At 65.4% G+C, this 20,240-nt stretch carries 20 protein-coding genes; 5 read left to right on the top strand and 15 right to left on the bottom strand.

What is annotated here, in order from left to right:
• Positions 1-153 precede the first annotated feature (153 nt).
• The 3 genes from LD110_RS07085 to LD110_RS07075 all read left to right on the top strand — a co-directional run bounded on the left by LD110_RS07085 (position 154) and on the right by LD110_RS07075 (position 2,930).
• A complete protein-coding gene (locus LD110_RS07085) occupies positions 154-1,887 on the top strand; it encodes a DUF5060 domain-containing protein (protein WP_225497774.1) in 1,734 nt (577 codons plus the stop codon).
• Between the two features lie 426 nt (positions 1,888-2,313).
• Positions 2,314-2,556 (top strand): glycoside hydrolase family 3 N-terminal domain-containing protein, encoded by a 243-nt coding sequence (locus LD110_RS07080; RefSeq protein WP_225497772.1) that lies wholly within the window; start codon positions 2,314-2,316, stop codon positions 2,554-2,556.
• 2 nt (positions 2,557-2,558) lie between these two features.
• Entirely contained in the window at positions 2,559-2,930 is a 372-nt protein-coding gene (locus LD110_RS07075) for a hypothetical protein (protein ID WP_225497770.1), read from the top strand.
• A gap of 198 nt (positions 2,931-3,128) precedes the next feature.
• On the opposite strand, the gene phnN is transcribed toward LD110_RS07075, so the two are convergent.
• Genes phnN through phnG form a run of 9 tightly spaced genes read right to left on the bottom strand, consistent with a single transcriptional unit; the run spans position 3,129 to position 10,773 of the window.
• Positions 3,129-4,352, bottom strand: a complete 1,224-nt coding sequence (phnN, locus tag LD110_RS07070; protein ID WP_225497768.1) for a phosphonate metabolism protein/1,5-bisphosphokinase (PRPP-forming) PhnN — start codon at positions 4,350-4,352, stop codon at positions 3,129-3,131.
• Positions 4,349-5,521 (bottom strand): alpha-D-ribose 1-methylphosphonate 5-triphosphate diphosphatase, encoded by a 1,173-nt coding sequence (locus LD110_RS07065; RefSeq protein WP_225497766.1) that lies wholly within the window; start codon positions 5,519-5,521, stop codon positions 4,349-4,351. The genes phnN and LD110_RS07065 overlap by 4 nt, the downstream gene beginning before the upstream one ends.
• On the bottom strand, positions 5,518-6,231 hold the full coding sequence (locus tag LD110_RS07060; protein ID WP_225497764.1) for a DUF1045 domain-containing protein: 714 nt from the start codon (positions 6,229-6,231) through the stop codon (positions 5,518-5,520). The genes LD110_RS07065 and LD110_RS07060 overlap by 4 nt, the downstream gene beginning before the upstream one ends.
• The gene (gene phnL, locus LD110_RS07055) at positions 6,228-6,947 is read right to left on the bottom strand and encodes a phosphonate C-P lyase system protein PhnL (protein WP_225497763.1); all 720 of its coding nucleotides are present in this window, start codon (positions 6,945-6,947) and stop codon (positions 6,228-6,230) included. The genes LD110_RS07060 and phnL overlap by 4 nt, the downstream gene beginning before the upstream one ends.
• Positions 6,948-6,949: 2 nt before the next feature.
• Positions 6,950-7,729: a phosphonate C-P lyase system protein PhnK gene (gene phnK, locus LD110_RS07050; RefSeq protein ID WP_225497761.1), complete on the bottom strand. Its 780-nt coding sequence runs from the start codon at positions 7,727-7,729 to the stop codon at positions 6,950-6,952.
• Positions 7,726-8,586 (bottom strand): alpha-D-ribose 1-methylphosphonate 5-phosphate C-P-lyase PhnJ, encoded by an 861-nt coding sequence (locus tag LD110_RS07045; protein ID WP_225497759.1) that lies wholly within the window; start codon positions 8,584-8,586, stop codon positions 7,726-7,728. Before LD110_RS07045 ends, phnK begins: the two co-directional genes overlap by 4 nt.
• The gene (locus LD110_RS07040) at positions 8,583-9,674 is read right to left on the bottom strand and encodes a carbon-phosphorus lyase complex subunit PhnI (RefSeq protein ID WP_225497757.1); all 1,092 of its coding nucleotides are present in this window, start codon (positions 9,672-9,674) and stop codon (positions 8,583-8,585) included. Before LD110_RS07040 ends, LD110_RS07045 begins: the two co-directional genes overlap by 4 nt.
• Positions 9,674-10,303, bottom strand: a complete 630-nt coding sequence (phnH, locus tag LD110_RS07035; protein WP_225497755.1) for a phosphonate C-P lyase system protein PhnH — start codon at positions 10,301-10,303, stop codon at positions 9,674-9,676. The genes LD110_RS07040 and phnH overlap by 1 nt, the downstream gene beginning before the upstream one ends.
• A complete protein-coding gene (gene phnG / locus LD110_RS07030) occupies positions 10,300-10,773 on the bottom strand; it encodes a phosphonate C-P lyase system protein PhnG (RefSeq protein WP_225497753.1) in 474 nt (157 codons plus the stop codon). The genes phnH and phnG overlap by 4 nt, the downstream gene beginning before the upstream one ends.
• Positions 10,774-10,932: 159 nt before the next feature.
• On the opposite strand from phnG, the gene phnF reads away from it, so the two are divergent.
• Together phnF and LD110_RS07020 are read left to right on the top strand one after the other, a co-directional pair.
• Positions 10,933-11,679 (top strand): phosphonate metabolism transcriptional regulator PhnF, encoded by a 747-nt coding sequence (gene phnF / locus LD110_RS07025; protein ID WP_225497750.1) that lies wholly within the window; start codon positions 10,933-10,935, stop codon positions 11,677-11,679.
• A gap of 75 nt (positions 11,680-11,754) precedes the next feature.
• A complete protein-coding gene (locus tag LD110_RS07020) occupies positions 11,755-12,615 on the top strand; it encodes an endonuclease/exonuclease/phosphatase family protein (RefSeq protein WP_225497748.1) in 861 nt (286 codons plus the stop codon).
• Positions 12,616-12,725: 110 nt separating this feature from the next.
• Here the strand turns inward: LD110_RS07020 and LD110_RS07015 are convergent, their stop codons facing one another.
• The 6 genes from LD110_RS07015 to LD110_RS06990 form a co-directional block, all read right to left on the bottom strand.
• Positions 12,726-13,604: a MurR/RpiR family transcriptional regulator gene (locus LD110_RS07015; protein ID WP_225497746.1), complete on the bottom strand. Its 879-nt coding sequence runs from the start codon at positions 13,602-13,604 to the stop codon at positions 12,726-12,728.
• Between the two features lie 18 nt (positions 13,605-13,622).
• Positions 13,623-15,356 (bottom strand): ABC transporter ATP-binding protein, encoded by a 1,734-nt coding sequence (locus LD110_RS07010; RefSeq protein WP_225497744.1) that lies wholly within the window; start codon positions 15,354-15,356, stop codon positions 13,623-13,625.
• Positions 15,353-16,246 (bottom strand): ABC transporter permease, encoded by an 894-nt coding sequence (locus LD110_RS07005; protein WP_225497742.1) that lies wholly within the window; start codon positions 16,244-16,246, stop codon positions 15,353-15,355. Before LD110_RS07005 ends, LD110_RS07010 begins: the two co-directional genes overlap by 4 nt.
• The gene (locus LD110_RS07000; RefSeq protein WP_225497740.1) at positions 16,243-17,244 is read right to left on the bottom strand and encodes an ABC transporter permease; all 1,002 of its coding nucleotides are present in this window, start codon (positions 17,242-17,244) and stop codon (positions 16,243-16,245) included. Before LD110_RS07000 ends, LD110_RS07005 begins: the two co-directional genes overlap by 4 nt.
• A gap of 82 nt (positions 17,245-17,326) precedes the next feature.
• A complete protein-coding gene (locus LD110_RS06995) occupies positions 17,327-18,919 on the bottom strand; it encodes an ABC transporter substrate-binding protein (RefSeq protein WP_225497738.1) in 1,593 nt (530 codons plus the stop codon).
• A 46-nt stretch (positions 18,920-18,965) separates the two neighbouring features.
• Entirely contained in the window at positions 18,966-19,796 is an 831-nt protein-coding gene (locus LD110_RS06990; RefSeq protein ID WP_225497736.1) for a YmdB family metallophosphoesterase, read from the bottom strand.
• Positions 19,797-20,240 lie beyond the last annotated feature (444 nt).

Raw genomic sequence — 20,240 nt, 5'->3', positions numbered from 1 at the left:
CTTGGCGAACGTTTCCATCAAATAGCCCACACGGACGGACATGACCAGACCGAGAGTTCTTGCGTACCACCTTCCCCAGTCCCACCCCGAGGCGATCCACGACGCCTTCGTCCCGGCACCCTCCAATCACATCGAAGCCACGGCGGTGTGATCATGACGAACACATCAGACACTCCGATCCACACTGAAAGGTGGAGGAGCGTAGAGCTCTCGATGTCCGCCGCGCACGACTACACCGATCCCTTCGTCCAGATCGAGGTCGAGGCGGTCTTCGTGGGTCCCGACGGTGCTTCCGTGACACGGCCGGCATTCTGGGATGGCGGAAACCAATGGAAGGCGCGCTTCGCACCGCCTGCGGTGGGTGAATGGCGGATGGAGACGACATGCAGCGCTCCGGACGATCACGGGCTGCACGGAGCGACCGCCCGTATTGTCGCGCACGAGTACACTGGCGACCTCAATCTCTTCAGGCACGGATTCCTCCGCGTAGCGGAATCGGGCCACCATCTCGTCCACGACGACGACACCCCGTTCTTCTACCTGGGAGACACACATTGGGCGTTGCCGCACGAGCGCTGGAACACATCCAACGCGGAGGGTGTGGCCTCCCAGTTTCGATACGTCGTCGACAAACGGGTCGCGCAGGGCTTTACCGTCTATCAGTCGGAGCCGATATGGCACCCGCATCCGCAAGGAGTCCGCCACCACGGGCCCGACGAGGAACCCATAGCGGACCTCCGGCATGGAGTCACCGAGGCCGCACTCGACGGACTGCGCAACCTCGATGCAAAGTTCGCATACATCGCCGACTCGGGGCTCGTGCACGCAAACGCGATGATTGACTGGGTCGCCCGCCCGGCAGACTTCCCCGACGACTACACCCCCCAGCGGATGGCGCGGCTGGCAAAGTACTGGGCGGCACGCTATGGCGCTTATCCGGTCATTTGGACCATCGCCCAGGAGATCGACGCCACATTCTCCGGAATGTTCGTTGGCGACGCGATGAAACCCTGGACGGCCGCGATCGAGAGCCTCCGGGCATCCGATGACTATCGCCACCCCCTTTTCCCGCATCAGGAGAGCACGCACCTCACCACCGCGCGAAGCTCCCGATTCGCCCACGAGGAATGGCATGACGGCTTCGCCGCACAGCCGCAATGGGACGACAGCTGGGATACTGGCATCCTCGCTGAATACTGGTCTAGTGGGAAGCCCGCTCTCGTGTATGAATCTCCGTACGAGAAGTTCTGGACCGACGAGCGACACGCCTTGAGCGCCCTATACAAGTCGTACCTTTCGGGCATGCGAGGCTATGGATACGGCGTGAGCGGCTTGTGGAACGATGTCTACTCGCCCGATGGCGCTCCCCTCGACGCAGGAACCGAATACCAGCTCGCTCCCGAGCAAGCCGCCGTCGAGAGCAGCGTCGTGACCTCCACAGAGAAAGGCTCGGGCGAAGTGGAAGGGCCGAAGTGGCTCTTCGTCCCGACCACAAGACGCGTGTGGTGGTTCGAGGGGGCGAATTCCGCGACCGGCGACCAACTGGGATACGGTGTCCGCTTCCTGTGCGATCTGGATTGGTGGAAGCTCACGCCGAGATTCACGGATCCGGCCTGGAGCGACTTCGCAGCCGCCGGTCGCGGATTCCTCGCCACCGATGAGAACGACCTCTACGTGGCCCTGTTCAGCGACGGCACATCCCGCACGGGGACCCTCCGAGGGCTCGATACTGATGCCGAATACGACGCGCGCTGGTTCGATCCGCGCACCGGCGAATTCCATATCATCGCTGGGGTATCAATCGGTTCCTCGGGCGAGTGGGCTGTTCCCCACAAGCCGAGTCCAGAGGACTGGGTGCTGCACTTGCACCGTCGTGCTGCGGTATAGGAGATTCGCGGAGCCATGGCGCACCCCTCCAGCGAAACCTCCGAGCATGTTGGGGCGCCACACGGGGTGCTCCCACATCCCGAACGAGGGACGGTGGATTCTATCTGTCAGTACAATCGCCAATCCGCCGATGCAGTCAGCTGTTCAGACAGCTTGGGGCAGGAGGAGCTCGATGTGGGCCTGGACAGGAGCGCGGAGTCCGAGGTGGTGGGGCTTCCTGTTCAGCAGCTCCCGGGCCCGTTGGAGGTTCTTGACGGTCTAATCCGAAGATTCCTTCTCGAACCTTAAAACCCAAGGCGCCGGTCGGTGCTCTCCGGCCAGTGATCAGCCTCGGTGGCTGGCCAGCCTGCGGCCAGCTGGACACAGTGGCTGGCGGTATGCATGGCGCCCACTGCAATGTCCCTGGCACGACCTTGGTGGAAGTCTATGGCAAGCCCTTCAGGCCGCGATTACGTTGGCTGGGCTTCGCGGCATCATGCCGTCGTACAACTCGGTCGGGGTAACGGGGAGCCGGTGTCCGCTTCGACTCGACTGCTGAAGACGCTGCTCAGAGAACAGACGGGGTTCGAAGGTCTGCTTGTTTCCGATTACGGCGCCGTGGGGAATCTGCACATCGTCCAGCGCGTGGCGCAGTCTGGACCGCACGCCGGCTTGCGGCACTCAATGTAGGATTGGACATTGAACTGCATGTACCCCAAGGGTTCGGCAGCGAGCTTCGCGATTGGTTCGCGACGGGACAAGCGGACGTTGCATTGATGGACCGCGCAGTTCGTGAGGTTCTTACCGCCAAGTCCCGGATGGGTCTGTCTGAGAATCCCTTTGCCCCGGTTGCCGATGAGAGAGAAGGCGCCTTTGTGCCGGGCGACTCTGTTGTCGCTTTGGGATATGCGCGTGAATCGCTTGTACTGCTGAAAAACAACGGTGCTCTGCCCTTGAGAAAGAGCGTGCGGAAGCTCGCTGTCATAGGTTGTCACGCGGCGAGCGCACGCTTCTTCCTCGGCGGCTATAGCTTTACTCGATGGCTGAAGGCAAGCGTGCTGTGAACTCATCGACGGCGGGTCTCATCACACGCGGTGACGACCTGCGGCTGATCGCGGACGCAGTGCCAGGGACCACCATCGAGTCGTCTGACAGGCCTGCTTCGAAGAGCTTCTTCAGCGTCAGCAGCCGGGCATTCGGAGCCTGTTGGATGAACTTACTGTACGGATGCCGGACACCGAAGTGGTGTGGGCACGCGGCTATTACCGCTCGTACCGGTTAAGGAACCCGATTGCGTCGAGGGAGCGGAAATCGCTGAGCCGTTGGCGGAGCGTCTCGTGGTCCCAGTCCCACCAGGCGAGCTGCTCCAGTCGGTGGACCACCTCGGGCGGCTGACGGAACCGGATGATTTTAGCGGGGACACCGGCGACGATTGCGTAGGGGGGAACGTCTCTTGTGACGATGGCGCCGGATGCGACGACTGCACCGTTGCCCACCACAACGTCCGGCTTAATTTGCGCACCATGGCCGATCCAAGTGTCGTGCCCGATGACGGTTCGGCGTGCCCGCCGCTTGGCGAACCAGTCCGCATCGTCCTCGGCGTCGGGCCAGTACTTCTCTGACCGGTAGACAAAGTGGTGCAGGGTGGCCCGGTCCAGGGGGTGGTCCGTTGCTCCGGCCCGCACGAAGCTGGCGATGTTCGAAAACTTCCCGACGGTGGTATTCGCGAGATCGCTGTAGCGGTCGCAGTAGCTGTAGTCGCCGAACTCGACGTGGGCGAGCCTGGAACCTTGACCGACTTCCGTGTACCGGCCGAGAACGCTGTCGGCGATGGTAGACCCGTCGTGGACGATTCCCGCCTCCGGCAGCGTGCCGGGTCCGATCGGGGACTGGGACGTGGCGGATCGGTGCCCGGGAGGGCGGCAGCATCCCCCTGCTGCAGCCTCGATAATGCGCAGTAGTTTCGCGCCTCCCTCCGCGATGGTGCCGTCGTTGCGGATCTCCTTGTCCGCAGTGGATTCCGGTGCTGGATCGGGCCGCCGCAGGCGTTTGCTGATCTCGTCGGCGTTTTCCCGCCCACGGCAACGCATTCGGGCGGCGCGCACCTCCTCGGACACTGTCACCCGGACGACGATGAGGCGCTCGTACCTGGCGGCGAGGGTGCCGATGACGGATCGCGACACGTTCACAACGACGGCCCGGCCGGTGCGGATGTCGTCATCGATGGACTTCGGGATCCCGTACTGGAGGTCATGGGCGTCCCAGGTGAGGGCGAACATGCCCGCGCCGCGGGCTGCCTGGAACTCATCCTCGTTCGTTGGGACGTGGTCCTCGCCTGGTCCGGGCGCCCGAGTGATGTGCCGTTTCGGGAGGCTGATATGGGGGCAGGCGTGTCGGCGTGCCTCGCAGATGAGCGCGTCCTTGCCGACGCCGCTGGGGCCGACGACGGCGACGAAGGCGCCGGGGCCGATCATTCCTTCGGTCATGCGACCCGTCCGCCCTGCCGGTACACGGCGCGCACGATGGGCACGGTGAGCCCAGTCGGGTGTTCCGGTGTGCCTGGCTGCCCGTAGGGGCGGACGCGGAGCAGGTCGCCGCGCTTGCCGATGACGATCTCCCCGCGGTCGGTCATTCCGACGGCGTTGGCTGGGTTGGTGCTGATCAGCTTGACGGCGTTCTGGATGCTGATTGTTCCGTCGGTGACGAGCTGGAACACGGCCTGCATCGGGCTGGAGGGAACGTAGTCGGATGAGAGTATGTGCAGCAGCCCCCGGTCGAGGAGCGCCGATGCGGCTACGTTCCCGGACTGGCTGCCGCCGCGGACGATGTTTGGTGCGCCCATGATGACGGACAGCCCGTGGGCGCCGGCCGAGGCGGCGGCGACGACGGTCGTGGGGAATTCCGCGATTCGCACACCGAGGCTGACGGACTCCTGGATGTGTTCGACGGTTGCATCGTCGTGTGCTGCGAGGGCGATGCCGCGTCGGCGCGCAGCTTCGGCGACGGCGCGTCGGTTCCGGTCGGAGTGCAGCTTCGCCTCGCCGAGGAGCACGTCGACGTATCCGTCGATGTTGCTTTCGGAAACGATACCCTTGCCGATGTAGTAGCGCTTGAACTCGCCGACGTCTTCGAACTGTCGCTGGCCGGGGGTGTGGTCCATCAGCGATGCGAGCCTCACGCGAGGGTTGTCGGCGAACTCCTCGAACCGGTCCAGGCAGTCCTCCGCAGACACTTCGCAACGTAGATGGATCGCGTGGTCGGCGCGGAGGGCCCCGGCACGGGCGGCTGTGGTGATCGCGTCCGCGAGGCGCCGAGCGGACCGGGTGACCGTTTCGCGGTCTCCGGGCTCTGAGCCGAGCCGGACGGCGTCGAGGACGGTGGTCGCGCCGGCGGTTGCCATCTGCGCGTCGTGGGCGAGGACCGCGGGCATCGCGTCCCAGTCCACGCCCGGGCGGGGACGGAGGTGGTACTCGGCGTGGTCAGTGTGCAGTTCGACGACGCCGGGAAGCAGGTAATCGCCGTCGAGGTTTTCCCCTGCGGCCGCGTTCCCGGAGCTGACGTCCGCGATTTGGCCATCGCGGACGACTACGGTGCCGTGGATCACCTCATCGGGAAGCACGACGCGGGCGTTGGTCAGAACGAGTTCGTTGGTCATTGGGAGCCTTCCAGCGGGTGCAGTGAGTGGATGCGGAACGGGACGCCGGGCTCCGGTTCCATGAAGAGGGCGATTGTGCCGAGGGTGACATTACGGTCGAGGCAGCCGCTGAACCATTGCCGCAAGGTTTGCTCGATGTGTTCATGCCGCCCGTCCGCGACGCGGTCGGTGAGAGTGAGGTGAAACCTGAACTCCTCGAGAACGTACGGGTAGCCGAGAGAGGTGAGTAGCGCGCGTTGGCGGTCGGTGAGTGTGTCGGGTTTGCGCCGGGCGATCTCGTCGGCAGAGGGCGGGGCGCGGAACGAGTCGAGTTCGGTGACCACGGTCGTGGCGAGGGTGTCCAGCCCTGGGGCTTCCTCGCCGGGTGTGATCGCGTAGAACCAGTTGATCCGGCTGATCGTGAGCCGCGGGATGGTCACCGGTGGCATCGACGATGCCAGCCGTGCCGTGGCGGCGGCAAGGTCATCGATGCCGTACCCGGACGCGAGACGGAACGGCGCCTTGAGGGTGGCGTGGAACCCGTACCGTCTCGCGTCGGCGGTAATCCGGTCGATGGAGGCGCGGGTCCACCCCTCCGGCACGCCTCCGGAGGGGGCGGTACCGGTGACGCTGCGCCCGAGCCAGGATTCCGCACGTTCCCGCAGCAGCGTGCCGGTGGCATCCGTGCGTTCCACACCGGGCAGGGCGTACACCGCGTATCGGTGGCTCATGCCATGGCCCTGACCATCGGTGTGAAGTCCTCGACAGGGATGACGCGGTCGGCGACGGCTTCGCGCACCTCGGCGTCGTGGAAGATGCCAAGCATCGCGGTTCCTGCTTCTATTTTCTCGGCGATCAGTTCCACGACCACGCGCCGGTTCCGGGCGTCCAGGGAGGCGGTGGGTTCGTCCAGCAGGAGCATCGGCAGGTCCGCGATGAACCCGCGGGCGATGTTCACGCGCTGCTGCTCGCCTCCGGAAAACGTCGCCGGCGGCAATCCCCACAGCCGCTCGGGGATCCCGAGCCGTGACAGCAGGGAGGCAGCGCGCTCCTCTGCGTCCATCGGGTCGGCACCCCGCTCGATGAGGGGTTCGGCGACGACCTCGAGTGCGGGCACCCGAGGCACACACCGCAGGAACTGGCTGACGTATCCCATGGCGTGCCTGCGGGCCGCGAGGATCTCGCGCGGGTCGGCGGTGGCGATATCAATATCGATACCGCCAGCGCGGAGGAGCACTTTGCCTCGGTCGACGGCGTAGTTTCCGTACACCATTTTCAGGATCGAACTCTTGCCGCTGCCCGATGCTCCGCCGAGGACGACACACTCGCTGGCGTGCAGGTCGAAACTGAGCCCGCGGATCACGGCGAGCCCCTGCCCTCCCTGTAAATGCATGGTGAAGGTCTTGTCGAGGTCGGAGACGGCGAGAATGGGCTGGTTGGTGGTCATGGTCATCCTTGGAGGATCGAGGAGACGAGCAGCTGGGTGTACGGGGCCTGCGGGTCATCGAGGACCCGGTCAGTCAGTCCGGACTCGATCACGTGACCGTCCTTCATGACGAGGGTCCGGTGCGAGATGAGCCGGGCCACGGCGAGGTCGTGGGTCACGATGATCATGGCGAGGCCCAGATCGCTGACCAGGGAGCGGATAAGGTCCAGCAGGCGGGCCTGGACGGACACGTCAAGCCCGCTGGTGGGCTCGTCCATGAACACCAGCCGCGGCGAAACGACCAGGTTCCTGGCGATCTGCAGCCGCTGCCGCATGCCGCCGGAGAACGCGGCGGGCGTGTCATCGACGCGGTCGCGGGGGATTTCTACGCGTTCGAGCCAGTCGGTCGCCGCGGCCCGGATGCGGCCGTAGTGCCGCCAGCCGTTCGCCATCAGCGGTTCCCCGACGTTGCCGCCCGCGCTGACGTGCATCCGCAGACCGTCGGCGGCGTTCTGGTGTACGAAGCCCCACTCGCTGCGCCAGAGGCGGCGGACAGCGCTCTCGGACAGATCAGCAAGGTCCACCACGTCGCCGCCGTCGAGCCGGTACCGGATGCTGCCCTCGCTGGTATCGAGCCGCTGTGAAAGGGTGTTAAGGAGGGTGGACTTCCCGGAGCCGGATTCGCCGACGATCGCGAGGACTTCCCCTGGCCAAAGGTCAAACGACACGTCGCGGCATCCGAGCCAATCACCGTAGCGGTGGCCGACGTTGCGGACTTGCAGGAGGGGACGCTCGTCGCTCATGCGGGTATCTCTTCGTTTAGGCGAGCGGCGGTGCGTTCGCAATGGTAGGTGTCGGAGCAGGCGTACATCACGCCGCCCGCGTCGTCGGTGATGATCTCGTCCAAATACACTCCGGTGGATCCGCAGATCGCGCAGGGCTGATCGAAATGCTGGGGTTCGAACGGGAAGTCATCGAACCCAAGGCTCTCCACGTCGGTGTACGGGGGGATGGCGTAGATGCGCTTCTCGCGGCCGGCGCCGTAGATATGGAGCGCCTGGCTCTGATGCAGCTTCGGGTTGTCGAACGACGGGGTCGGGGACGGGGCCATCAGGTAACGGTGGTTGACCAGCACAGGGTAGTCGTACGTCTTGGCGATATGCCCGTAGCGGGCGATGTCCTCATAGAGCTTGACGTACATCAGTCCATATTCGTTCAGGGCGTGCATACGCCGGGTTTCGGTCTCTCGGGGCTCGAGGAACCGCAGCGGCTCCGGGATCGGCACCTGGTAGACCATGATCTGGCCGTAGGTGAGGGAGGCCTCGGGAATCCGATGGCGGGTCTGGATAATCGTCGCGTCCTCAGTGCGGGTCGTGGTCGCTGCCCCGGCCACCTTGTGGAAGAACGCCCGGATTGACACGGCGTTCGTGGTGTCATCGGCGCCCTGGTCGATGACCTTGAGTGTGTCATCGGCGCCGATTACCGCAGCGGTCAGCTGAACGCCCCCGGTGCCCCAGCCCCGCGGCAGCGGCACCTCGCGGGACGCGAACGGGACTTGGAAGCCGGGAATCGCGACCGCTTTGAGCAGCACCCGGCGGATCATCCTCTTGGTCTGCTCGTCAAGGTAGCCAATATTGTACTCAATCTGGTCAGGGTTCACGTGTTGGTCTCCTCGCTGCCTGCGGCGTTGTCGTGGTGCTCCCGCTGCAGCTGCCGGATTAGGTGCAGCTCCGCCTGGAAGTCGACGTAGTGCGGTAGCTTTAGGTGTTCTACGAAGCCGGCGGCCTGCACGTTGTCGGCATGGCTGAGGACAAACTCCTCGTCCTGGGCAGGGGCGACGATGCGTTCCTGGAATTCGCCGGCCCGAAGTGCCCGGTCGACCAGCGCCATGGACATGGCCTTACGCTCGCCCCGACCGAACACCAGGCCGTAGCCGCGGGTGAATTGGGCCGGCGTGTGGGCATTGCCGGTGAACTGGTTGATCATCTGGCACTCGGTGACCTCAATGCGGCCGAGCGGCACCGAGAACCCGAGGTCCGGGGCATCGAACTCGATCTCGACCTCGCCGACGCGGATCTCGCCGGCGAACGGGTGGGTGTTTCCGAACCCGCGCTGGGTGGAGTACCCGAGGGCGAGAAGGAACCCCTCGTCACCGCGCGCAAGCCCCTGCAGCCGCTCGGCCCGGCTCATCGGATGCACGGTGGGTTCACGAGTCAGGTCCGCCGGTTCCGGGTCGGCCCAGTCTGCGGCGTGGTCGGGTTCGAGCAGCGCGTCCGAGCCGAGCAGATCGGACACGCGCGGCATGGGCACGTGGTGGATGCCGGCGTCGCCTGGCACGGGCCCGTCGCCGGCTGGTTCGGCGAACAGGCGGTGCGTGTAGTCGAAGGTGGCGCCGAGCTGCTGGCCGCCGGGGATGTCCTTGAACGTGGCGGATACCCGCCGCTGCGGGTCAAGCCCTGCAGTGTCGATCGGCTCGGAATAGCCGAACCGCGGCAGGGTGGTCCGGTATGAGCGCACGAGGGTGACGGCTTCGAGGACGTCACCCTGGGCCTGCAGGATGGCCCGCGCGGCGAGCTTCGGGTCGTACAGGGAGCCTTCGGTCATCACGCGGGACACCAGGACCGGCATCTGTCCGGCGACGGCGTCTTGACCGATAGCCGGGACGTTGGGGTCACCCCGCCCCTCCTTTGCGAGCAGCGCGTGGGCGTTCGCGATCGCCTTCTCACCGCCCTTGACTGCGACGTACATCAGGCCTCCTTGGCCGTGTCGGGCACCGCGCGGCGCAACCGCGTCGTGCGGGGAAGAGCGATGACGTGATCATCGAAGACCACGATCACGTCAACGCCGCGGGGAAAGAGCGCAGCATTGCCGGCCCACGCGTCCGCGAACCCTTCGGGTGCCCACGGAGCATCGAGCGAAATCCACCCCTCGATCCCGGGCCCGGTGGCAGTGAAGCGCGCACCGGCGCCTCGGGCGCCGGCGTCGATAATGATCGTTGCGGATTGGTGCGGCGCCTCGTCGGTGCCCAGCGCCAGGTCGCTGAACGGTGTGACCGTGTCAGGTGTGGCGATCACGAAGTCCGCGCCCTCGCGGGCACCGGTGATTCGCGTGCCGGTGTGGAACGTCAGGTAGGTGGTCACCTCGCGCCTGACGGCGAGCTTAGGGTGCAGCCACACGGACACGTCCTCATCGAACAGCGCCAACGCCACGACGGCGAGCCCGGCGCCGAGCCCGTCGGGTGCCTCCGGCAGTCCCCGGATCGGATACGGCCGGCACGGATGGGCGAACGCGTCGAGGACGGCGCGGAACACGCGCTGCGACTCGGCAGTCGGGTCGGTGAACCCGGGCGCCGGTACGGTGGTGGGAGCGTGGTTCATGCGTGTTCCCTCGCGACGGTGAAAAAGTCGACCTTCGTGCTGCGCGCCTCAGCGCGGCGGTCGTTGTCGTAGTGCTCTTGCCCGCGCTCCAGCGGAGCGATCACATCGTTGAGGACCCGCTCGCGCAGCTGCTCGTCGGCAAGCAGCCCGTCAAACGCGGCCGCGAACCAGGCGTGCTCGAGATCAGTGCCCAGCACGTACGCGCTGCCGACGGTGTCCGCTGTCATCGGCACACCGTGCAGCCGCACCGTGGCCCGGGTGACAGTGGCCTCACCCAGGTTGAAACGGTCACCGCCGGCGCCGACGCGGCCGCGAACCATCACCAGCCCCGCCTCCGGCCCGCGGATCGCCTCAACCTCGGGCTTGGCGTCCCAGGCCGCCCAGGCCCTTTCGAGCTGCGGCCTTGATGCGTGTGCGAGGACCCGCATCCACCGCCTCCGTGCGTCGCTGGCCTCATTCGAACTCGTCACTTCAACCTCCATAATTTGTCCAGCTATCTGGATGAATTAAACGTATCCAGATGCCCGCTGATTTGTCTACTTATCTAGACGTCTATTGGATGGACACGAGATGAACAGGTAGCGGCGGGTTTTCCGGGGAGTCATGGCCAGGCGTAGTATTCGAAGATCATGACCTTCCTGACTCGTTCCGCCACCGGTTACTCAACGTGGCGTCTGATCGCCGACCAGCTCCGCAGCGAGATCGTCGATGGCTCGTTCGCGCCCGAAACCAAGATGCCCACCGAGGGCGAGCTCGCAGACCGGTTCGGCGTCCACCGCAACACGATCCGGCAGTCGATCGCAGTCCTGGTTGAGGAGGGCCTTGTCGCCCGCCGCCAGGGCAGCGGAACCTTTGTCGTGCCACACACCCTGCTGGTGCACCGCATTGGACTGCGGACCCGGCTCAGCAACAGTGCGCGTCAGCCTGATGCCACCTCGAACCGGCCGATCGCATCGGAAATCGTTGCGAATCCGCCGCAGGAGGTGGCGTCCCGCCTCCGCCTGGAGGGCCGGCCGGCACTTCAGATCGAGACGGTCGCCGATGTGAACGGGACGACGATCGCGCGCTCGACGGCCTGGTTCGACGTCGCACTCACGCCGGATCTCGATGTTCACCTGCGGCAGACCCGGTCGGTCACGAAGGCGCTCCGTGCGGTCGGCATCGATGACTACGTGCGCACCTGGAGCGCTGTCAGCGCCCGGATTGCGAACAGGGTCGAGGCGGAGGACATGAACCTCCCCTCCGGGTCAATCGTGCTGGTGGTCCGGTCTGTGAACAGCCTTCTCGACGGCACGCCGCTGCAGTACACCAGCACACGGTTCCGTGCAGACCGGGTCGAGCTCGACATCGACTTCAGTGATCTCGCCGGCCACTGACTTCCGGGTGGAATTAACTTCAATCGTTCACCTCCAGACGGAACAACGTTCACATTTGGTATTTACGATCGCACCATGTCTAAAAAAATGAACCTTCGGGTGCTGACCCTTAATATCTGGATGGACCCGCGAGACGGGGAGAAGCGCGACGCGCTCCTGCTGGACGGGCTTCGCACCCATGACGCCGACATCGTGTTTCTGCAGGAGGTCGTGCGTACCCAGGAGCGGGACGCGTTCAAGCTGGTCTCGGAGAACTCACCGCTGCACTGGCACCACGCTGCGGACTATACGGACGTCGGCTGGCCTGCGTGGGGCACCGCCGTCGGGACGCGATGGGCTCCGAAGAGCATCGGAGTGCACGCGCTGCCTGCCGAGGACGGTCCCTATGTGTGGGAGGCGGTGATCCCGCTCCCGATCGGTGTGGACATGCTGTTCCTCGGCGCCCGTCCGAGCTTCAAATTCACCCGGGAGGCGGCGCGCGTCGAGCAGGCACTATTCATCACTGAGCTTGAGGAGCGTCGCCGGCAGACCGCGCCGACGATCCTTGCCGGCGACTTTGATGCTGCGCCCGATCAGGACTGCATCCGCTTTTACACCGGCAAGTCCGCGATCAACGGCCGCAGCGCTGCGTTCCGGGACAGCTTCGCGATCGCAGGCGACGGCACCCCTGGGTTCACATGGACAACTGACAGCCCCTGGGTCAAGCGCAGTGTCGTCGACGCGCAGGGGATTGTCCCGAACTACTGGGTACAGGAACCGCACCATCGGCGCATCGACTACGTCTTCGCCGGCTCGACAGAGAATCACCTCGAAGTAGAGAGTGTGATCAACAGCAGCAAGGTCGTGTTCAACGAATACCCGACTGCCAGCGACCACTACGGCGTCCTGACCGAATTCGAATTCAACGCTCTCGACAAACCCACCGCCTGGGCGTAGACCGGGGGACGAAAACGGCGCAGCTCCCGGTTCAAGGGGCTGCGCCGTTTTTGTATCCTGCCACCGCCTCCGCGCGCGGACGATGTGCATTGTTCGGACAGGCCGCGCGTTTAGATGCGATGCGTCTCTTCGGCGCGGGCGGATAACGCCGCAGCGCGCAAGGTGCGTTCGGCGTTCCCGGCGGTAACTGCGGAGTACAGCGCGTCCAGGACGGCGAGGTGGATAAACCGGCTTGTCATCGCCTCGATCTGGAACCTGGTCTCCCCGGACCCGGCCACGAGTGCGACAGAGGAGGCCGCGACCAGCGGTGAGCGGTAGAAGCTCGTCACGGCGACAACGGTCGCGCCGGCGTCACGGGCGGCTTCCGCGACCGCGACGGTCTCCCGCGTCCTGCCTGTGTGGCTGATCGCCAGGCACACGTCAGCATCGGTGAGCATCGACGCGGCAATATGCTGCGAGATCGGGTCGGTCGGGTGCTCGATTGGCAGGCCCACGCTGCGGAACCGCAGGGCGGTGTCCATCGCCAGCGGCGCGGAGGGGCCGGTGGCGACGAGCACGATCCGTCGGGCGCTGTTCAGCGCGTGCACGGCGCGCTCGAACTCTTCCGGGTCAATGCTCGATTCGGCCGCGGCGATCGAACGGGACGTTGACTGGAACACGGACGCGATAATCGAGCCCGGTTTCCCATCCTGGACGAGGTCCCGCTCACCGGCGTCCGTTGGCGCCTCCGAGGCAAGCTGCAGCTTGAACTCATGGAACCCCTTGAGTCCAAGGTCCTGGCAGAACCGCACCACGCTGCCCACGGAGCTTTGCGACACGGTGGCCAGATCGCCGACCGTCATTCGGACGACGTCGCCGGGGCTGCTGAGGACGACATTGGCAATGGCCGCCTGAGCCGGTGACATCGACGGGGTGAGCGCACGGATCCGGGCGATCAGTGTGCCGCGGTCCTGGCTCGTGGGCGGCACCAACGTGGAGTTAGAGGGCATACTTCTATCCAAGCATTGCTAGGCGTCGGACGCGCTACCGGCGCGCACCATAACCGGTTGTTCACCCAGCGCTTCGATGAGCTTTGATGCGTCCGCCCCGGGCCGGATCTTGCCGTAAAGGTTGCTCTCCGCGTTCGCGGCAAGCCACGGGTTCGCGGAGACCAGTTGGCGCGTATACGGGTGTTTGGGCTGGAACAGGACCTGGTCGGTCGGACCGGACTCAACGATGCACCCGCGCTCCATCACCACGATCGTGTCGGAGAGGTGGGAGATGACGGCGAGGTCGTGCGAGACGACGACGAGCCCGAGCGGGCGCTGCGTTGTCAGGGTGAGCAGCAGGTTCACGATGCCAGCCTGCACCGACAGGTCCAGCGCCGAGGTCGGTTCGTCGGCGATGAGAATGGACGGGTTCGCGGCAAGGGCACGCGCGATAGACACACGCTGGCACTGTCCGCCGCTGAGTTGGGCGGGACGACGGTGCACGAGGTCCCCGCTGAGTCCCACGGATCCGAGCAATTCCAGTGCGCGCTGCCTTGCTGCTGATCGCGCCAGTTTCTGCACTGTCCGGCAGGCCTCCTGGACGGTCGCCAGCGCAGTCTGGGTCTCCGTGAGCGAGGCGAAGGGGTCCTGCAGGATCAGTTGCACCTCATGCCGTTCCGGCTGGCTGCTCCCGAACCGGCGCCAGGGCGTCCCGTTGACGGTGACTTGCCGGGACGGGAGGACGCCGGTGAGCAGCCTGGCGAGCGTGGACTTGCCGCTGCCGGACTCTCCGACGATGCCAAGCCGCTGGCCGGCGCGGACGCGTACCGAGATGTCGTGGAGGATCTGTCGATCGCCGTATGAGAAGTCAAGCGCCTGCGCCTCGATGGTCGACACGCCCGCAGTGGGCATAGAGCGGGCGGGCACGGGGACATGCCCGCCATTGGCAGTGGCGTTCGGGTCGTCGGTGCTTCGCCGGGCCGGGAGGTAGTACCCGCGGGGGGTACGCTCCGGCAGAGCGCTGATCAGCTCCTGCGTGTAGGGGTCCTGCGGGTTCGCCAGCACCTCGGAGGTGCGGCCGGTCTCGACGACGCGGCCCCGGTTCATAACGATGACCCGGTCGGTCGCGGACGCAATCGCGTTGATGTCGTGGGAGATGATCACGAGTCCGAGCTGCCGTTCCACGCGCAGTTCAGTGAACAGGTCCAGGATGCTGGTGCGCACGGACGCATCCAGCGCGGTGGTCGGTTCGTCTGCCAGGAGCAGACGTGGTTGGGACGCCAGCGCGAGAGCGATCATTACCCTCTGCCGCATGCCGCCGGATAGCTCGTGGGGTCGGGAGCGAAGCAGCGAAGCTGTCGGGGTCAGCCGCACAGCATGGAGCGCGTGGCGGACGTCCGCGTCGCTGGCCTTGCCGGCGCGGGTCAGCTGCAGCGCCTCGCTGACCTGGCTGCCGATCCGCTGCAGCGGGTCCAGGCTCGACATGCTCCCCTGCGGCACCATCGACACCACGCCGCGGAGGGTGCGGCGGCGGCTGCGTAGGGATTCGTGGGTTATGTCACGGCCGTTGATGTGGATCGAACCACTGTCGATGCGGCCGCCGACGGTGCCGAGGAGCCCGGCGATGGAGCGCATGGTCATGGTCTTCCCGGAGCCGGTCTCACCGAGGATGCCAACCGCTTCACCACGGTAGAGGCTAAGGGAAACGTCAGTGAGGACCTTCGTGGCTCCGATGGTTACGTTGACGTCGCGGACGTCGAGGAGGGCGGTCATCGGGTGTTCCTTTCAGAGGTCGAGTCGGCCATGAGAGCGAAGCCGACGCCGAGGATGAGGACGACGACGCCAGGGATGATCGATGGCCACCAGGCGACCGGCAGGAGGGCAATGTTCTCGGCCATCATCTGGCCCAGTTCGGGTGTCGGCGGGGCGATGCCGACTCCGAGGAACGCCAGCGATCCAACGAGCGCAGTGGTCGCGACTGCCTGGGTTGCGGCGTAGGACACGACCGTTGGGACCAGGGCGGGCCCGATGTGGCTGAACAAAATCCGCATCGGCCCGTAACCAAGGACGCGCGCGGCGATGATCGAGTCGCGCTCACGGAGCACGAGCGCGCGGGACAACGTTAACCGGGTGTAGGGCGGCCAGCAGGCGATGACGACTGCAATACTTATCGCCGCGGCGCCGCGCGGCAGTCCGGAGATGAGCTCCCGGTTACCGAGCGCTGCGGCGAGGCCGATGACGAGGACGATATATGGAAACGCCATCGTCGCGTCGGTGACCCTGCTGATCACCATCCGGCCTATCGGGGGCAGGTACGCGGCGAAGAGGCCAAGGAGTGCCCCGCCGACCGCGGCAGCGGCGATGCTAACCAAGATCAAGCCGAGGTCGATCCGGCCGGCCTCGAACGTGCGGACGAAAATGTCCCTGCCAAGCTGGTCGGTGCCGAACAGGTGCTCGGCGCTGGGCGGAGCGAGGGGCAAGGAGGTGATGTCCGAGGAGGAAATCGGGCTGGCCACGGGCACGATGATGAACGCCAATGCGAGGGCGGCTTCGATGACTAGACCGACCAGCCGTTCCACGCGCAGATACACGGTGTGGCCGCGGCGGGCGGTGGCGGCCTGAGGCGTTCCAGCGGGGATTGAAGGCCCGACGATGTCCGTCATCGGCCGACCCTGGGATCGATGATGCGCGAGGCGATTTCGGCGATCATGTTCAGCACCACGACCACGGCGCCGGTGAGGAGAACGATGCCCTGGATTACCGGGAAGTCCAGGGAACCGACGGCGGTCGTCATCGCCCGTCCGATGCCGGGCAGGCCGTAGACGATCTCGACGATGACGGCGCCGCTGACCAGGTAGCTGAGGCTGACGCCGATGATGGTCAGTACGGGGCCGGCACAGTTGGGGGCGACATGGCGAAGGATGAGCCGGGTCATGGACATGCCGCGGGCGGCTGCAGCCTCGGCGAAGGGCTCCTGCAGCACGTCCCCGGCACGTTCGCGGACGGCGCGCAGGATGATCGGGGTCAGCCAGAACGATACGGTGATTGCCGGCAGGACCAGGTACTGGAAATTTTCGGGGTAGCCGTTGCCCCACCCGCCTGCGGGGAAGAGGCCACCGCCGAGGGCCGCGGTTAGGATGAGCACAAGACCGACCAGGGCGCCCGGGGCCGCGAGGCCGAGGAGCGAGAGCACCCGGATGATGTTGTCCAGCACGGGCCAATTGGTGCCGGCGGCGAACAATCCGAGGCCGATCCCGGCCAGGCAGGAGATCAACAGCGTCAGCCCGACGAGTGCGAACGTGACGCCGGCGCCATTGGCGATGATGCTCGCCACGGTGTTGGCGGGGTGCTGGAAGGAGTTCCCGAGGTTGCCCTGGAGCAGCCCGGTCGCGTAGTCGAGGAACTGGACCGGCAACGGCTTGTCCAGACCGAGCTGGGTGCGCAGCGCAGCGATGCGTTCCGGGCTGGCGCCGGTGTTGCCGCCGATGAGGACGACTGCCGGGTCGCCGAGGAGCGTCCTGATGAGGAAGAAGGTGATCACCATCACGAGCAGCGTCACGACGATCGCCTGTAGGAAGGGGCCTCCAATGGCCGCGACGCGTCTGCTTGCGCGAGTGCCGATCCGGCGGCCCGCCGGGCTGGGTAAGACTGCTGTGGACATCTGCAGCGCTTTCTCTGGAAACGGTGTGGGCGAATGGAAATGGGAAGGGGGAGGGGCCCGCCGTGCGGGCCCCTCCCGGCCGTTAGGGCAGGACCATGTAGGAGGCGCCCACGCTGTGGATGACATCCTTAGGGAAACGGGATGCTCCCACGTAGCTCAGGGTCGTCAGCGGGATCGACGGAAGCTCCTGGGAGTACTGTTCGTTGATCTTTTCCACCAGGGCGGGGGTGTCGGCCCCTGTTGCGGTCTTCAGCTGGTCCGAAAGCGTCTTCAGTCCCGGCATGTCAGGCTTGGTTGGCCACGTGCCCCAGAAGTTCGCGTTGTTGCCCGACGCCGGGTCGCCGTAGATATACCCGCCGAGGTAGGTTTGCGTGTTCTCGTAGTAGCCGATCCACCTGGTGAACAGGCCCCAGTTGCCTTGCTTGAGCCGATCACCGACCTGGGTGAAAGTCGTGTTCTCGATTTCGAGTTTGATGCCGATGGCCTTCAGCTGCTGCTGTACGACCTGCGCGACGAGCGGGACCTGCCACGCGGAATCCGTCACAGTGATCAGCGGGATCGTGCACCCGTTCTCGCACTTGGTGCCCTTGAGCTTCGCCTTTGCCGCGGCAATGTCCTGATTGGTGGCTTTGACGTTGGGGGAGTCGTTGTCCTGGTTCCATGGGATGCCGTACAGGGGCAGACCGACGGTCTCCCCGCCCAGCGCGGAGGTGACGATCTGCTGACGGTCCACAGCAAGGGAGATCGCCTGACGCACGCGGGCGTCGCCGGCGATCGGGTCACCAAAGTTGACCGACAGGGCCATCTGGCCGCCGTTCCACTTCGCAGTGTCGAGCGTGTAGGGGCTGGTGACCTGCGAGAGCAGGTTGCCCGGGATGTTGTCGGCGTAATCGACCTGGCCGCTCTTGAGCTGCGCGAGCCGGGTGGCGGCGTCGGTAACCGCGATGAAGTTGATCTTCTGCACCTTCCGCGGCGTGGTGTCGTAGTAGCCGGTGTTCGCCGACAGGGTGAACTTGCCGTTGGTGGTGTCAAGCGTGTCGAACTTGAAGCGGCCGGCTGAGATCGGGTGCTTCCAGAAGCTGTCCCCTTCGGCGATGCCCGAGGCGGGGAGGACCACCATCTCCGGGGTCGAGAGTGCGGCTGGCATCCCCGGGTACGGGCGGTTCATGGCAAGGGTGACCGTGACGTCGTCGGGCGCGGCTACTTGCTTGATGCTGCCCAGCGCAGGACCGATCCAGTTGTCACCGGCGACGTTCGGGGTCCTCAGGATCCGTTCAAGGGTGGCAACGACGTCCTTCGACGTCAAGTTCGAGCCGTCGGAAAACTTCAGACCGGAACGAAGCCTGATCGTCCACGTCAGTCCGTCCGCCGTCGCGGCGACTGACTCCGCCAGCTGGGGGCTGCCGCTGTCTTTCCCGTCGGCGTAGTTGGTGATGTAGCCGCCCCAGAGGAACGTCAGCTGCGTCGTCTCGTAAGAGGCGGAACTCATTGGATCCAGTGACTGCGGGATCGCGTGGTCAGCGATCGTGATCGTCGACGGCACTTCGGTGCTAGACGACCTCGACGCCGGTGAAGGTGAGGAACACGCGCTGATCGTCAGCGCGGCGATCGCCGCCGTCGCAGCCGCGACGGAGAGTCGACGCGACCATCGGCGTGCATGGGAAATGGGAATCATGGCTGCTCTCTTATGACTGGGTCGTGTAATTGAGGAAGAAAAATGGTTAGTCGGCGTCGATGCGCACGACGGAGGTTGTCAGTCCGTCAGTGATGTCGAAGATCGCGGCGCCCATGGTGAAGTCGCCGGTGGCGAGCTGGTACGGCGGCAACGATGACGTGTCCTCACCGCGGCACTCCATGACGAAGTGGATAGGGTCGAAGCCGTACCCGCTGAATCCGAGCCGGCCGACCATACCCAGTTCGGCGACGAAGCCTGTGCCGCCGGGCAGCAGGTGCGCGTGCTTTGTCCCGTCGTGGGTATGGGTACCGACGACCGCGGCGACTTGCCCGTCGACAGCACCCGAGAACCATGCCTTCTCCGACGGCGAGCCGCTGTGCAGATCGACAATGACCGTGCCCTCGAGCAGGCCGCTCTCCACCAGTCCCGTCCACGCATCCCACAGGTCGGTCGGTTTCGGGGCCAGGCAATGCGGACCGACCGCACCCGGGCTCATCAGGTTCACCACGGTCAGGGTCTTGTCGCCCGCACCAACCGTGAGCACACCCTTCCCGCGGGTCTCGGGAACGTTAAGCGGCCGCAGCACCTGCTGATACGCGAACGACTCTGCCACCTCGGGCCCATCCCAGGAGTGGTTCCCGCCGGTGATTACGTCCGCACCGCCGGCGACGAGGACATCGAGCTCCTTCCTGGTCGTTCCGAACCCGTTGTGCGGAGACGGACCCGTCACTGCCGCGTTCTCGGCGTTCACCACGATCCAGTCGAGCTCGTACCGCTCCCGCAGCTCCGGTAGACGAGCACCGAGCCACTCCGCCGCTTCAGGGCCGACAACGTCGCCCACGGTCATCACACGCATCTGTTCCATGGGTTCGATCATAGGGAAATCGTGGAACTAAGTTCACTGAAAGAGGTTAACTAGGGATGAACTTTCCATGGTGGTGTCGCCCGCCCCCGCGCCCTGCACGTCGCAAAGCTAGAATGTTCTGCCTGCCACAGTATTGGAAACATGGCAATTCAGCAGGACACGACAAATCACGCACCGTCTGGCGCCGACTATGCCATCTAGCTTCAAGGTGCCGAGCGATCATCTGTAGTTCTGGATGAATCAAGACAGCGGTCAAAGGGACGTCGCCAGTCGGCATCTCGGTGCAGTGGCAGCTGAGTTCGACTGAAAGTTCGTCTTCAATCTGCTTTGCAATTTTTTTCAAGATCGTTCACGTCCCACCCTCCACGGACCGCGCGATGCTCAATTGGATTTAGGAACCCTCCGCCGCGTGGAGCTCGGCGCAAGCGGGCCTGGACCCGGTCCCGGTGCTCGGAG

Origin of the sequence: Arthrobacter sp. M4, assembly GCF_020251205.1 — a bacterium.
Classification (GTDB): domain Bacteria; phylum Actinomycetota; class Actinomycetes; order Actinomycetales; family Micrococcaceae; genus Arthrobacter.
This window is presented reverse-complemented; position numbering and strand designations above follow the sequence as displayed.